Origin of the sequence: Sphingosinithalassobacter tenebrarum (assembly GCF_011057975.1) — a bacterium.
GTDB lineage: Bacteria > Pseudomonadota > Alphaproteobacteria > Sphingomonadales > Sphingomonadaceae > Sphingomonas > Sphingomonas tenebrarum.
In genome coordinates this window covers 777,459-791,636 of the sequence record NZ_CP049109.1, presented here as the reverse complement: position 1 = coordinate 791,636, position 14,178 = coordinate 777,459, and the positions used below count along the sequence as shown (strand labels likewise).

Below are 14,178 nucleotides of genomic sequence, written 5' to 3'. Positions count from 1 at the left end.
GGCACATGGGACTAGTCGCCGCCCGGGTCAACCGATTCGGGGAAGACTTCGGGAATTATATGGAAGGTTTCGTTGTCCAGCGTGCTCGCCAGCACCGGATCGATCGCCTCGCGAAGGCTGGTCGGCGTATGGCCGGTGAAATGCTTGATTTCGTGAATCATGTGCGACTGATCGAAGAACGGCCCGGAAACCGCCGCCGGCTCGGCGCCCTGATAGATGCGCATCGCGGCGCGGATCGCGCGGAACTTGCGCTCGAGATGCTTGGGCGGCCCGCCGAAATATTCGTTGCACAGCCGCATCACCTGGTGTTGCGACATCGGCACCATCGCGTAGAGCGCATCGATGCCGAGCTTCTCGCTCGCGCCCCATTCGCGTACCGCCCGGCACAATGCCAGATGCGCTTCGGGCACGCGCCGGCGATGCCGCAGCAGCATCGGCTCGACCAGCGCGACCATTTCCTCGAGCGTCTCCGCACAACGCAACTGTTCGAGCAGCGGGCTCGCCTCGCCGTCGAAAACCGTGTCCGCATCAAGCACGGTTTCGCTGAACCGATGCGCCGGCTGCCCGACCAGCGAGCGCCACCCGATCGGCCGCAACGACACGCCGAAACAGTGAAAGGGCCCATCGACGCAATAGCGCCACGCCGCCGAACTCGGCCCGTTGATCATCACCGGCAGCGAGGTCTGAATCCGGCCCGAGGGGAAGAGCAGCTTCCCCTGGCCGTGCAGCATGAAACGAATCTGCCCGGTATCGACACGCTCGACCCCTTCGATCGCCTCGCAATCGTAGCGATAGAGATAATAGCTCTCGACCAGCGGCATTAGCGGCCCGACCGCCGGGAGATAGATGAGATCGGGCGAATCGACACCCGGCCGCGAACCATTGCCGCCGCCCAGCCGAATCGGTTCCGGCCGATGTTCTTCCTGTTCGTCCTTCCGAACGCGATGCGACAAGCCAGCCATGCCCTGCGGCCCCCTGTGCTCAGCTGTCCGCTGAATCTCCAACCTCATAGCGCGGGTTACGACCGAACAAAAGGAGGCCCGGCCGAACGAGTCGGCCGGGCCTTGAGAAAAAAGGGCCCCCCTATTCAGCGGAACCCCTCGGGTCGCGCTGACGGCAGTAAAGCCGTTCGTTCGCAACGTATTGGACGGAATCGACATCCGCGCGCGCGACGCCGTCTTGAAGCGGGCGCGCGGCGGTGCGAAAGCGCGCCGCATGCACTATCCCGCTCGCTCCCTTCTGTTCGCACTCGATGCCGAAACCGCGCATCGCGCCGCCATATCCGCGCTGCGAATTTGGGGCGCCGCGGGCACGCCGCTCGCCCCCGGTATCGAGCGCGACGCACGGCTGTCGCAGCGTATCGCGGGCATCGGATTTTCAAGCCCCGTCGGGCTTGCCGCCGGGCTGGACAAGAATGCCGAAGCGATCCCCGGCCTTTTCGCGCTGGGCTTCGGATCGGTCGAGGTCGGCACGCTGACACCGCGCGCGCAGCCGGGAAATCCGCGGCCGCGCCTATTTCGCCTCGCCGCGGACGAAGCAGTGATCAATCGCATGGGATTCAACAATGACGGCCTCGACGCGGCGCTCGCGCGAATCGCGAAGCTGCCGCGCCGGCGCGGCGCGCTCGGCATCAATGTCGGCGCGAACAAGGAGGCGGTCGCCGCCGACAAGGCCGTCGAGGATTATGTCCACGGCGTGACGCACGCCGCGCCGCACGCCGATTATCTGACGATCAATGTCAGTTCGCCCAACACGCCGGGGCTGCGCGACCTGCAATCGCGCCCGGCGATCGACGAGCTGCTTGCCGCCTGCGATTCGGCACGCCGCCTGGCCGACGGCAATGCGCGCCCGCTCTTCCTGAAAATTGCGCCCGATCTGGAGGCGAAAGCAATCGAATCGGTCGCTTCCGCGGCGATCGATCACCATGTCGATGCCCTGATCGTTTCCAACACCACGCTTTCGCGTCCCGAAAGCCTGCGCGATTCGCATGCGGGCGAGGCAGGCGGGCTGTCGGGCAAGCCGCTCGCGCCGCTCGCGCGCAGCGCGCTGCGCGATGCGCGCGCGGCGACCGGCGGACAGCTTCCGCTGATTTCGGCGGGCGGGATCGACAGCGGCGCCGAAGCCTATGCCCGCATCCGCGCCGGAGCGAGCCTGGTTCAGGTCTATTCGGCGCTGGTCTATCACGGCACGGCCCTGCCGCGCCGCATCGCGCGCGAGCTTTCGGCGCTGCTGCGCCGGGACGGCTTCGCCAATATCGCCGACGCCGTCGGCGTCGATGCCTAGTCGCCGAGCAATTCGGTGATCGCGCGGCCCTCGCGGCGCGGATCATAGCCGCCGTCAAAGCGGCCTTCGCGCATGATCACACCCTGAAGCCCCGAATCCTCGCCTTGCCCCGGCCGGATGACGATGCCGCGTTCGGCAAGGCCCGCGCGCACATCAGCGGGAAATTTGTCGACTTCGCCGAAGAAATAGTCACCCTTGGCGATCAGGTTGGGCAGCGCCAGCGCGTCCTGCATCGGCAGGCCCCAGTCGACTGCACCGACCAGCGACTTGCCGACATAGGCGAGGATCGCCGTCCCCCCGGCCGATCCGATCGCCCCGGCAAAGTCGCCGTTGCCGTCGAGCAGGATCGTCGGCGTCATCGTCGAGCGCGGGCGCTTGCGCGGTGCGACGGCATTGGCGACCGGGTTGCCGGCGTCGTCGACCGGCGCGAAGGAAAAATCGGTCAGCTGGTTGTTGAGGAAGAAGCCGTCGACCATCCGGCCGGTGCCGAAGATTGATTCGACCGTCGTCGTTATCGACACGACATTGCCATAGCTGTCGCGAACGATGAAATGCGAGGTTCCCGTCGGCTCCACCGTGGCGTCGATCCCGGCCAGCTGCGCGCCCTGCGGCACGCCCGGTTCGGGGGCGGGACCGGCATGATCGCCGATCAGCGCCGCGCGGCGCGCGACATAATCGGGATCGAGCATTCCTTCGATCGGCACGTCGACAAAGGCGCTGTCGCCGACATAGGCGTCGCGATCGGCATACATCAGCCGGCTCGCCTCGGCGAACAGGAACCATGCCTGCGCATCGCCCGGCCCGCGATCGGCGATATCGGTATGTTCGAGCATGCCCAGAAGCTGCAGCAGCGCCACTCCGCTCGACGGCGGCGGCGGCACGCAGACCATATAGACTCGCCATGCGCGGCACAGCGGCTCGCGCTTGATCGGGCGATAGGCGGCAAGATCCGCCATCGTCATGCTACCGGCCAGCGGCCCTTCATGCGTCCGCGCGACGATGCGCTGCGCGGTCGGCCCGGTGTAGAGCGCGTCGGGGCCTTGCTCGGCCAGCCGCGCGATGAAATCGGCATAGGCCGGATTGCGCAGTGTATCGCCCGCATCGAGCAGCGCGCCGTCTTCGCCGGTGAAATAGGCACGGAAATCACGCTCGCCGGTCTGCGGGAAACTGCCGTGGATGAACCGGGCAAGGCGCGGCGACACCGTGAAGCCTTCGCGCGCGATCCGCTCGGCATCGGCGAACAGGCCGCTCCAGCGAATCTTGCCGTGATCGTCATGCGCGAGCTCGAGCATCCGCAGCACGCCCGGCACGCCGGTCGCCCGCCCGCTGAGCAACGCGGTGCGGAACGGCAGCGGTTCGCCGTCCTCGCCCAGAAACAGCGCGGGCGTGGCGCCCGCCGGCGCGACTTCGCGCCCGTCATAGATGCTCACCTCGCCGGTGGCGCCGTCATAATAAGTGAGGAACGCGCCGCCCGCGACGCTGGAGCTTTGCGGTTCGACCAGCCCCAGCACCGCCTGCATCGCGATGGTCGCGTCGACCGCGCTGCCGCCCTGGCGCAGGATCGACAGCCCCGTCTCGACAGCGATCGGATTGGCCGCCGCCACGAAGATCGGGGTCGGGCGCATCGGCGTCGGAGTTTCGGCGACCGGGGCCGACGCGGTTTCCGGCGGGGCGGGCGGCGCGGCGCAGGCCGAAAGCGCGACCAGGCCGAGCATTGCGCCCAGGCGACGCAGCGCAGCGAAAGTCGGTTTCCGTAGCGGCACACTCCTCGCGATCATCGGCAAATCTCCATCCCGTGTTGAACCTTCCGGCGCGCTGCCGCGTCTAATGGGCATAACGAGGGCATGCGCGAGCGTCCATGCCGCTGCGGCGCTGGCGCTCGCATCGCCGAACCACTAGGGTCCCGCGCCACGCCCGGCGCGAGACCGGCAGCGAAGACAAGGGGATAGGACGCCGGATGAAAAACAGGCAGCTCGAACATTTCGACAATCTCGTCAGCATGTTCTTCACGCGCGCCCGCGACAAAGGCGATGCCCCCTTCCTCTGGGCCAAGCAGGACGGCAAATGGGTGTCGACGAGCTGGGCCGAGGCTGCGCGCCAGGTCGCCTCGCTTGCCACCGCGCTGCAGGCGCTGGGGCTTCGCCGCGGCGATCGTGTGATGCTGGTCGCCGAAAACCGTCCCGAATGGTGCATCAGCGACCTCGCGATCATGGCGGCGGGCTGTGTCACCGTGCCGACCTACACCACCAACACCGAACGCGATCACGTTCACATCATCGAAAATTCCGGCGCCTGCGCGGTGATCGTTTCCAACGCCAAGCTCGCCCGCGCGCTGATGCCCGCGGCAGTGCGCTCCTCCTCGGCGCGGATGGTGATCGCGATCGACGAAATGCGCGCCAGCCAGTCGGGCAGCATGGAATATCACCAATGGCATCAGCTGATCGCCGATCACCCGACCGACCCGGACGCAGTGGCGGCGCGCTGCACCTTCCGGCGCGAGGACATGGCCTGCATCATCTATACCAGCGGCACCGGCGGCGCGCCGCGCGGGGTGATGCAGCATCACGGCGCGATCCTGCACAATTGCGAGGGCTGCTGCACCATCATCTCGGAGGATTTCGGCTGGGACGACGAAGTCTTCCTCTCCTTCCTCCCGCTCAGCCACGCCTATGAACATACCGGCGGGCAGCATTTCCCGATCAGCCTGGGCGCGCAGATCTATTATTCGGAAGGGCTGGAAAAGCTCGCATCGAATATCGAGGAGACGCGGCCGACGATCATGGTCGTCGTCCCGCGCCTGTTCGAAGTGCTGCGCACGCGGATCACCAAGGCGATCGAGAAACAGGGCAATTTCCAGAAACGGATGCTCGAGCGCGCGGTGGCTATAGGCGCTAAGAAGGCAGCGGGCGGCGTGCCGCTGAAGGACAAGCCGATGGAGCTGGTGATCAACGCCACGCTGAAGCCGAAAATCGCCAAGCGTTTCGGCGGACGGATCAAGGCGATGGTTTCGGGCGGCGCGCCGCTCAATCCCGAAGTCGGCATCTTTTTCGATTCGCTCGGGCTCACCTTCCTGCAGGGCTATGGCCAGACCGAAGCCGCGCCGGTGATTTCCTGCAATCGCCCCAGCGCAGGGCTGAAGCACGACACGGTCGGTCCGCCGATGAAGGGCGTCGAAGTGCATATCGCCGATGACGGCGAGATACTGGTGCGCGGCGAGCTGGTGATGCACGGCTATTGGCGCAACGAGGAGGAAACCGATCGCGTTCTCAGGAACGGATGGCTCCATACCGGCGATATCGGCCAGATCGACAATCAGGGCCGCATCCAGATCACCGACCGCAAGAAGGACATCATCGTCAACGACAAGGGCGACAACATCGCCCCGCAGAAGGTGGAGGGCATGCTGACGCTGCAGCCCGAAATCATGCAGGCCATGATCTATGGCGACCGCAAGCCCTATATGACCGCCGTGCTGGTTCCCGATCCCGAATGGACGCAGGAATGGTGCGCGGCGACCGGCACGCCCAACGATCCCGCCGCGCTGGCCGAGGACCGCGAATATCGCGCCACGCTCAATCGCGCGGTCGAGCGCGTGAACAAGGAATTGTCGCAGATCGAGCGTATCCGCCGCTTCATCCTCGCCGACGAACCCTTCGCGATCGAGAATCAGCAGCTCACGCCATCGCTCAAGATCCGCCGCCACGTGCTGCGCGAGGTATATGGCGAACGGCTGACGGCGCTCTATCGCGGCTGAGCGGCGGGACGCCGGACCGTCAGCGCCCCTGCGCGGCGGCGGCGGCCGGCGCGGCTCCCTGTGCCTGTGCGCTCGGAAGCACTTCGAGCGTCCAGTCGCGCGCGGGATCGAAATATTTGGCGGCCAGCGCCTGCAGGTCCTGCGCGGTGGTGCCGACATAATCGTCGGCCAGATCCGGCACGGCGGCATAGCGGGCCGGATCGCGCGACGCGCCTTCGACCAGGTCCATCCAGAAATTATTGCCGGTCGAGCGGCGCAGGATCGTCTGGCCCAGCGGCACCACCGCGCGGCGCAGTTCGTCCTGCCCGATCGGATTGGCGGCAAGGTCGGCGGCGATATCGCGCGCCACCTGGAAGAAGAGGTCGGTCTTGTCGGGCGGCACCAGCGCGAGCGCGAGCACGCCGCCGCCCGCATTGGCGCCCACCGGCCAGCGGCTGATCACGGTCGGCGAATAGCTGATCCCTGCCTGGCTGCGCAGCCGGTCGATGAAGCGATCGCGGAACACCGCCGCGAGGATTTCCAGCTTGCGGCTTTCGGCGATGCCGTCGCTGCCGCCGCCGGTCGGCCAGGCGATCACCGCCGCGGCCTGATCGGGCTGTCCCTCATGCCGGCGCACCACCGGCTCGGCATCATGCGCGGCGAAACGGACCGGCGCGCCGTCATTGGCGGCAGCCGGGCGAGGCGGCAACGCGCCGAAGGTCCGCGCCACCGCCTGGACGGCGGCTTCGCGATCGACGTCGCCGAACACGCTGACTTCGATCGGGCCGGACTTGAGGATCGGTTCCCAGAAGGCGCGGAAGGCCTCGGGCGTCAGCGCGGCGATGGTTTCGCGCGATGGGACGCCCCAGCGCGGATCGCCCGCGCGCAGCAGGCGATCGAGCTGCGAGGACAGCACCGCGTCGGCCGAGGCATTCCGCGCGGAATAGCCGGCGAGCATCACTGCGCGCGCGCGATTGACGGGATTGGGGTCCCAGGAGGGATTCTGCAGCTTCTGGGCAAGCAGCAGCAATTGATCGTCGAGATCCTCGGCTGTGGTCTGGCCGCCAAGGACGAAAGCATCGTCGGCGATCGCGAAATCGAGTCCGATCTGCCGCTGCCCGGTCACCGTGTCGAGCTCCTCCTGGCCGAACGGGCCGATGCCGCTCGCCACGAGCGCGAGGTCGCCGGCCCATGCCGGGGTCTGACGGTCGGCCGGCAACGCGCCGAGGCCGCCGCCGAAGCGCACGCGGACATAGACCCGGCTGACCTCCGACGGATTGGAATGGACGATCAGCCGGACGCCATTGTCGAAATTGACCTGCTCGATTTCCGGTTGGGCGACCACCGTCTCGCGCGAAACGACACTGCCCGGTTCGCCCAGCGGCTGCAGATCGTCGAACGAGACGTCGGCGACATTCTCCCGCCGCGCCTGCGCCGCCGGCTGCGCGGTGATCGCTTCGGCCAATTCGCCGACGACCTCGGGATCGGACGCATGGACATTCACCAGCGCCCGCGTCGCCGTGCCCTGGAAGACGCGCGCCGAAGCCGCCTGGACCGCCTCGGGCGTGAACATGCCCGCATCCACGGCACCGCGGAAGATCGAATAGCTGCCTTCGGCATTGGTCGTGGTTTCGTTGATGTCGACGGCGTGAACCATGTCGTCGGCCTGGATCGCCGCGGCCTCGACAGGCTCGCTCGCGATCGCGTTGCGCATCGCGGCGTCGATCTCGGCGACTTCGCGATCGATCTCGTCCTGGGTCGGCGGATGCGCGATGGCGTCGGCAATGATCGCGCGCACATCGCCAAGCGCGGCTTCCCAGTCGTCGCCGACGGGCAGCAGCCGGATCGTCGTCACGTTCGCCGAGCGCGCGACATCATCAAGGCTGGCGCCCGCCGCGATGAAGCTGGCGCCCGTTCGCGCCCGCGTTTCCATCCGCCGGTTGAGGATGCGGATCGCGATCAGATCGACCATCCGTTCCTGATTGAAGATCACTGTGTCCTGAAACACCGTCCAGGGCCGCATCACCGCCATCGTCACCAGGCGCTGCATCGCCGGCTCAACGATCGCCGCGCTCACCGGATGACCGGGTTCCGGCGCTCCGAAATCGGGAGTTTCCGGCGCCGGGCCGACGCCCTGCCAGCCGGAGAAATGCTTGACCACCATTTCCTCGAGCAGCGCCGGATCCATATCGCCCACCAGCACGACGACAGCGCGTTCGGGGCGATACCAGCGGTCGTGAAACGCCTTGACCGACTCCGGCGTGGCGGCCGTCAGCGTCTCGACGGTGCCGATCGGATCACGCTGCGCCAGCGGCTGTCCCGCGAACATCAGCGATAGCAGCGCGTCCTGCATCCGCACCTGCGGGCCGGGCTGTTCGCGCTGTTCGGCGAGCACTACCGGCCGCTCGGCGTCCAGCGCCGTCTGCGTGATGGTCGGCGCCGCCATCATGCCCGAAAGGATATGCATGCTTTCGTCCAGCCCGGCGCGACCGGCATTGGGCAGGTCGAGCTGATAGACGGTGTGGGTAAAGGTCGTCGCGGCGTTGCTGTCGGACCCGAAGGTGACGCCCAGCCGCTGCCAGATACGCTTCGACTCGCCGTCGGGAACATGCGCCGATCCGCGAAACGAAAGATGTTCGAGCAAGTGGGCATAGCCGCGCTCGGCATCGCCTTCCATCAGCGAACCGGCATCGATGCGGACCCGGATCGATACCTGCCCCGGCGGCACACCGTTCTTGCGCACCGCATAGCGCACGCCGTTGGGCAAGGTGCCGAAACGCCATGCCGGATCGACGGGGACGTCGCTGTCGCGATAGAGCCACGGCGTGTTGTCGCGGTCCTGATCGGTTGCCGCAGCGGTGGCCGGAGCCTGCTGCGCAAGCGCGGGAAACGGCGCGGCGACGAGGAGAAGAAGGGCGAAACGCGAAATGCGGAGGATACAGCGCATCATGGCCTTCTAGCCGCGTCGCAAACGCCTCGCCAGTGGCCAAATCGCGCCTGGCCGGGCCGACCGCCCGATACTCGCCATCATTTCGACCAAAGTCGCGCGTACCCAATATGCATCGACCGACCCGAATGGGGCAGGGGTGCGCCGCAGCGCAACACATTCGGGCCGATTCGCAACCTTCAGGGGAATCGGGACGAATCAGACCGTGAGCGTAAAACCGTCAGCCGAAGATCGCGCAATGTGGCCACAAACCGGCAAGGCCGCCAATCGCAACGAGCCCATGCGCGTGCCCGACGTCAATGTCATTTCCGGCGCGCCCGCCGAAAAGGCCCCGCTGCAGGGCGAGCGCGGCCGCCCGCTGGTCATCCGCGTCGGCAAGCATCTGCGCGGCGTGTTCGACGCGGTCATTTCGCGCTCCTCGCTGATCGCCAACGATCCCGTGCTCAATGTCCGCGATTTCGAATGGACTGCGATGCTGCGCGAAAACTGGGAGGCGATTCGCGACGAAGCGGTTGCCGCGACGCTGGTCGGCCGCGACGCGCCGTCGCTGGCAAGCATCTCGCCCGATCATCGCGCGATCGCACCGATGAACCGGTGGCGCAGCTATTTCCTGTGGGGCTATGGCTACGGCATCGACGAGAATATCGCGCAGTGCCCCGTCACCGCGTCGGTCGTGAAACGCATTCCCGGCCTCAACAGCGCCTTTTTCTCGATCCTGTCGCCGGGCACGCATATTCCGCCGCATCGCGGCGTCACCAAGGGGCTGATCACCTGCCATCTGGGGCTGATCGTGCCGCGCGACGGCGATGTGCGGATGCGCGTCAAGGATCGCGTCGTGCGCTGGAGCGAAGGCGAAACGCTGGTGTTCGACGACACCTATGACCATGAGGTATGGAACGACACGGCGAGCACGCGCGTGGTGCTGCTGATTCAGGTGAAGCGCCCGCTGCGTAACCCGGGTCGCTGGGTGGCGGAGAAATTCCTGTCGATCGTCCGTCGGTCGGCTTTCGTGCAGGAAGCGCGCGACAATGTGCTGAGCTGGAACGCGGCGATGAAGGAAATGGACATATGAAACGCCTTCGTCCGGTCGTCCTTGCGCGTGCGGCGCTGTGCCTGATCGTTGTCGCCGGGACGACTGCCGCCGCGCAGCCGCCCGTCGACGCCGCGGCCGAGGACGGCGAAGCGCGCGGCACATTCGAAGTGCGCATGGCGCCCGCCGGAACTGTCGGCGACACGATCGGCGCCATGTCTATGGTGAAGACCTTTTCGGGCGACCTTCAGGCGATCAGCAACGGCCGGATGCTCGCCTCGGGCGATCCGGCGCAATCGGCCGCCTATGTCGCGATGGAGACGGTGACCGGCACGCTCGACGGGCGCAGCGGCGGTTTCGTCCTCGTCCATCGCGGGATCGTCGATGACGGCGAGCCGGAGTTGCTGGTCACGGTCGTGCCCGGATCGGGCACCGGAGAACTGGCCGGCCTTTCGGGCAGGATGGAGATTTCCGTGGCCGATGGCCGGCACGACTATGTGCTGCGCTATCGCCTGCCCGACTGAACCTGTCCCACAAAAGGGAGCGTTCGGCCTTCCCGACCGTTGTTGAAACGGATACCGTGTTCCGGCACGGCATCTGGAGCTGCAATCACGTCGGGAGATCCCCATGCGATCCGCACAGCGCACGCTTCTAACGCTCGTCGGCGGCGGAATGCTCGTCGGCGGCTGCAACAGCGAGCCCGCGCCGCCCGAACCCGCCCCGTCATCCGAAGTGAACGCCATCGTCGCAATGCCTTCGGCCGTGCCGGAACCGACCGCCACGCCGAGCGCCACGCCCATGCCCACGCCGCAGGCTTCGCCCGATCCCGAGTCGGAGCCGGAGATGGCCTGGCGCTATTCGCGCGGCGAACCGCGCCTCGTCTATGGCGAGCCGGCGACCGACAATCTGCGGCTCGCGATGCGCTGCCCGGTCAATGACGACAATGTGGTCCTGTCCTTCATGCGCCCGAGCGACGTGGTCGAACGGCGTCCCGATGTGCTCACTGTCTCCGCCGGGCGCGAAACCGGGCAATATGAGATCATGACCAACGAAACGCAGCTTGGCGTGTCGATCGAAGTCGTCCTGCCCAAGGACGACGGCCCGCTGCGGGCGTTTCGCGAAGGCGACCCGCTGGAAATCTGGTGGGGCAAGGAATCGTTCGAAGTTCCCTTTGACGAGGAAGCGGCCCCCCGCATCGCGCGTTTCTTCGACGCCTGCGTGCCCTGAACACTGCGGTCGGGAACCGTTCGCGAAGCGACGGCCCGCCTCGCCCGGCACTTGATCCGCCGGGCGCGCACCGCCACATGGCGGACATGCTGATCGAAACCGAACCGACTCCGAACCCGGCAACGCTCAAATTCCTTCCCGGACGCACCGTGATGGAAAGCGGCACGCGCGATTTCGCCACACCCGAGGAAGCCGAAGCCTCGCCGCTTGCCGAAGCGCTTTTCGGTCTCGGCGACGTTACCGGCGTCTTTTTCGGCAGCGATTTCATTTCGGTCACGGCCGCGCCGGGCGTGGAATGGCACGTGCTGAAGCCCGACGTGCTGGCGATCCTGCTCGATCATTTCTCGGCGGGCATGCCGCTGTTCAAACCCGGCACCGCCGCCGGGATCAGCGTGCCCCCCGCAGAGGCCGAGATCACCGACGACCCGGCCGATGCCGATATCGTCGCGCAGATCCGCGACCTGATCGATACGCGCGTGCGCCCGGCCGTTGCCAATGACGGCGGCGACATCGTCTATCGCGGCTTCGACCAGGGGAAGGTCTATCTGCAGATGCAGGGCGCCTGCGCGGGTTGCCCCTCCTCCACCGCGACGCTCAAGAACGGGATCGAGCAGCTGCTCAAACATTATGTTCCCGAAGTGACCGAGGTCCGCGCCGTCTGAACCGGCGCCATTCCAATCAGGAGAAGCAAGTGGGAAAGCCGCTCGACGACGCAGCGCTCGACACCCTGTTCCGCACCGCGCGCAGCTATAACGGCTATACCGATGCGCCCGTGGGCGAAGACGCTATCCGGCGCATCTACGACCTGATGAAGATGGGACCGACATCGGCCAACCAGCAATCGGCGCGGTTCGTGTGGATCACCAGCGCTGCGGGCAAGGAAAAGCTGGCCGAGTGCGCATCGGGCACCAATGCCGCGAAGATCCGCCAGGCGCCCGCTTCGGTGATCATCGCGATGGACTGGAACTTCCACGAGGAGCTGCCCTGGCTCTTTCCCCATACCGACGCGAAAAGCTGGTTCGAGGGCGATCTCGACGCGCGCCGCGACCATGCCTTCCGCAACAGCTCGCTGCAGGGCGCCTATTTCATCATGGCGGCCCGCGCGCTGGGCTTGGACACCGGCCCGATGTCGGGATTCGACAACGCCAAGGTTGACGAAGCCTTTTTCCCCGACCAGCCCCATGTGAAGTCCAACTTCATATCGACTTTCGGCTATGGCGATCCCGGCAGCATCTTCGAACGACTCCCCCGACCCGAATTCGAGCGATTCAATCGCGTCGTCTGACGTGCCGCGCACGCTGGTGATCGAAACCGCGACGGCCGCCTGTTCGGTCGCGCTGATCGCCGGTGGCAGCGTGATCGCCGCATTTCATGAGGAAGTCGGGCGCGGCCATGCCGAACGGCTGGTGCCGATGATAAGCGAACTGCCCGACGGCGGACGTGCCGAACGCATCCTTGTCGATTGCGGGCCGGGCAGCTTTACCGGCGTGCGCGTCGGCCTTGCCGCCGCAGTCGGCCTTGGCATCGGCTGGGGCGTTCCCGTGCACGGCTATGGCTCGCTTTCGCTGGTCGCCGCCGCCGCGTTCCGCGACGATCCTGGCAGCGAGCGGCTTGCCGTGGTGCTCGAAGGGGGGCATGGTCAGGTCTTCATGCAGCATTTCACTGCGCAACCGCTGGAGGCGGCGACACCGCTGCAATCGCTTTACCCGCAGGATGCGCTTGCCGCCTGCGCGGGACTGGCCGCAATCGGCAGCGGCGTGCCGCGGCTGCTCGCGCTCGACCCGGCCTATCCCGCGCGCGACGCATTGCCCCGCGCCGCCGATGCGCCGTTGCTTCCCGCCAACGCCGCCGCGCTTCCGCCACGGCCGATCTACGGCCGCGCGCCCGATGCCAAACCGCAGGTCCGCGCATGAGCACGGCGCTCAACATCACGCGGCTGCGGGCGGGCGGCATCGGCGATGTTTCCACCGTTGCCGCGATCATGGCCGAAGCATTCGATCCCCGTTTCGGCGAGGCATGGACCGCCGCGCAATGCATGGGGATGTTCTCGCTGCCCGGCGTGTGGCTGACGCTGGCCGAGCGCGATGCCACCGTCGCCGGATTCGCGCTTTCGCGGATCGCCGCGGATGAATCCGAATTGCTCCTATTGGCCACACTGCCGCGGATGCGGCGAATGGGCATCGGCGGCATTTTACTGCGATCGGTTATTGCCGAGGCACGGTCGCGGGGCGCGAGTAACTTGCACCTCGAAGTCAGGGCCGGCAATGACGCCGAGCATCTCTATCGTACGGAAGGCTTCAGCAAGATTGGTGAGCGCCGTAATTATTACCGCGGCAAGACGGGCGAGTCCTTTGACGCCCAGACATTTTCCCGATCCTTGATCTAATTTAACATATATATTTCGAAATTGGTTTACTTGCCCCGGGCATGTTTACCGTAATGGCCTATTGCAATTGCTCTGAAATGGAGTGATAGCGCGCTACAGGGGGCACGAATAGAAAGCACCTCACGGGTCGAAAGGAAAATAATGGATTCGCAATCTGAACTGAACGAAACGCTGGTCACGCTCACCGCCGATATTGTGGCGGCGCATGTTTCCAACAATAGCGTGGCCGTGTCGGACCTTCCGCTGCTCATCCAGAACGTGCACGGCGCGCTCTCCGGCCTCAATGCCGAAGCAGCCGAGCCGGAAGTAAAGCAGGAACCGGCCGTTTCGATCCGTGCGTCTATCAAGCCCGACTATATCGTCTGCCTCGAGGACGGTAAGAAGCTGAAGATGCTCAAGCGGCACCTGATGACGCATTATCAGATGACCCCCGAACAATATCGCGCCAAGTGGAATCTCCCGGCCGACTATCCGATGGTCGCGCCGAACTATGCCGAGCAGCGCCGCACGCTGGCCAAGAAGATCGGCCTGGGCACCAAGCGCCGCAAGCGCTGATCGCCTTCACGGCAAGC

The 14,178-nt window shown here is 66.2% G+C and carries 13 protein-coding genes; 10 read left to right on the top strand and 3 right to left on the bottom strand.

All coding sequences use genetic code 11. The annotated features are described in order from the left end of the window. Positions 1-11 precede the first annotated feature (11 nt). On the bottom strand, positions 12-962 hold the full coding sequence (locus G5C33_RS04005; protein WP_165326027.1) for a helix-turn-helix domain-containing protein: 951 nt from the start codon (positions 960-962) through the stop codon (positions 12-14). A gap of 253 nt (positions 963-1,215) precedes the next feature. Here G5C33_RS04005 and G5C33_RS04000 point away from each other — a divergent pair, with 253 nt between their 5' ends. Then, on the top strand, positions 1,216-2,283 hold the full coding sequence (locus G5C33_RS04000; RefSeq protein WP_165326026.1) for a quinone-dependent dihydroorotate dehydrogenase: 1,068 nt from the start codon (positions 1,216-1,218) through the stop codon (positions 2,281-2,283). Here the strand turns inward: G5C33_RS04000 and G5C33_RS03995 are convergent. Continuing rightward, positions 2,280-4,061 (bottom strand): gamma-glutamyltransferase family protein, encoded by a 1,782-nt coding sequence (locus G5C33_RS03995; protein ID WP_228275187.1) that lies wholly within the window; start codon positions 4,059-4,061, stop codon positions 2,280-2,282. The two genes, G5C33_RS04000 and G5C33_RS03995, sit on opposite strands and share 4 nt — an antisense overlap. 179 nt (positions 4,062-4,240) lie before the next feature. Here G5C33_RS03995 and G5C33_RS03990 point away from each other — a divergent pair, with 179 nt between their 5' ends. Then, positions 4,241-6,037 carry an AMP-dependent synthetase/ligase gene (locus G5C33_RS03990; RefSeq protein ID WP_165326025.1) on the top strand — a complete coding sequence of 599 codons (1,797 nt, stop codon included), beginning with the start codon at positions 4,241-4,243 and terminating at the stop codon, positions 6,035-6,037. Positions 6,038-6,056: 19 nt separating this feature from the next. On the opposite strand, the gene G5C33_RS03985 is transcribed toward G5C33_RS03990, so the two are convergent. Continuing rightward, positions 6,057-8,966, bottom strand: a complete 2,910-nt coding sequence (locus G5C33_RS03985; protein WP_323126178.1) for a M16 family metallopeptidase — start codon at positions 8,964-8,966, stop codon at positions 6,057-6,059. A gap of 235 nt (positions 8,967-9,201) precedes the next feature. Here G5C33_RS03985 and G5C33_RS03980 point away from each other — a divergent pair, with 235 nt between their 5' ends. From G5C33_RS03980 to G5C33_RS03945, 8 genes are all read left to right on the top strand, one after another. Beyond that, complete coding sequence (locus tag G5C33_RS03980) at positions 9,202-10,035, top strand: aspartyl/asparaginyl beta-hydroxylase domain-containing protein (protein WP_228275186.1); 834 nt, start codon at positions 9,202-9,204, stop codon at positions 10,033-10,035. Continuing rightward, positions 10,032-10,517 (top strand): DUF3224 domain-containing protein, encoded by a 486-nt coding sequence (locus tag G5C33_RS03975; protein WP_165326024.1) that lies wholly within the window; start codon positions 10,032-10,034, stop codon positions 10,515-10,517. The genes G5C33_RS03980 and G5C33_RS03975 overlap by 4 nt, the downstream gene beginning before the upstream one ends. A 103-nt stretch (positions 10,518-10,620) precedes the next feature. Beyond that, complete coding sequence (locus tag G5C33_RS03970; RefSeq protein WP_165326023.1) at positions 10,621-11,220, top strand: hypothetical protein; 600 nt, start codon at positions 10,621-10,623, stop codon at positions 11,218-11,220. A gap of 86 nt (positions 11,221-11,306) precedes the next feature. Continuing rightward, positions 11,307-11,882 carry a NifU family protein gene (locus G5C33_RS03965; protein WP_165328700.1) on the top strand — a complete coding sequence of 192 codons (576 nt, stop codon included), beginning with the start codon at positions 11,307-11,309 and terminating at the stop codon, positions 11,880-11,882. 29 nt (positions 11,883-11,911) lie between these two features. Beyond that, positions 11,912-12,505: a malonic semialdehyde reductase gene (locus tag G5C33_RS03960; RefSeq protein WP_165326022.1), complete on the top strand. Its 594-nt coding sequence runs from the start codon at positions 11,912-11,914 to the stop codon at positions 12,503-12,505. Between the two features lies 1 nt (position 12,506). Further along, positions 12,507-13,133, top strand: coding sequence for a tRNA (adenosine(37)-N6)-threonylcarbamoyltransferase complex dimerization subunit type 1 TsaB (gene tsaB / locus G5C33_RS03955; protein WP_228275185.1), 627 nt, complete (start codon positions 12,507-12,509; stop codon positions 13,131-13,133). Next, positions 13,130-13,606: a GNAT family N-acetyltransferase gene (locus G5C33_RS03950; RefSeq protein ID WP_165326020.1), complete on the top strand. Its 477-nt coding sequence runs from the start codon at positions 13,130-13,132 to the stop codon at positions 13,604-13,606. The genes tsaB and G5C33_RS03950 overlap by 4 nt, the downstream gene beginning before the upstream one ends. A 141-nt stretch (positions 13,607-13,747) precedes the next feature. Then, positions 13,748-14,161: a MucR family transcriptional regulator gene (locus G5C33_RS03945; RefSeq protein WP_165326019.1), complete on the top strand. Its 414-nt coding sequence runs from the start codon at positions 13,748-13,750 to the stop codon at positions 14,159-14,161. The last annotated feature ends 17 nt before the right edge of the window (positions 14,162-14,178 follow it).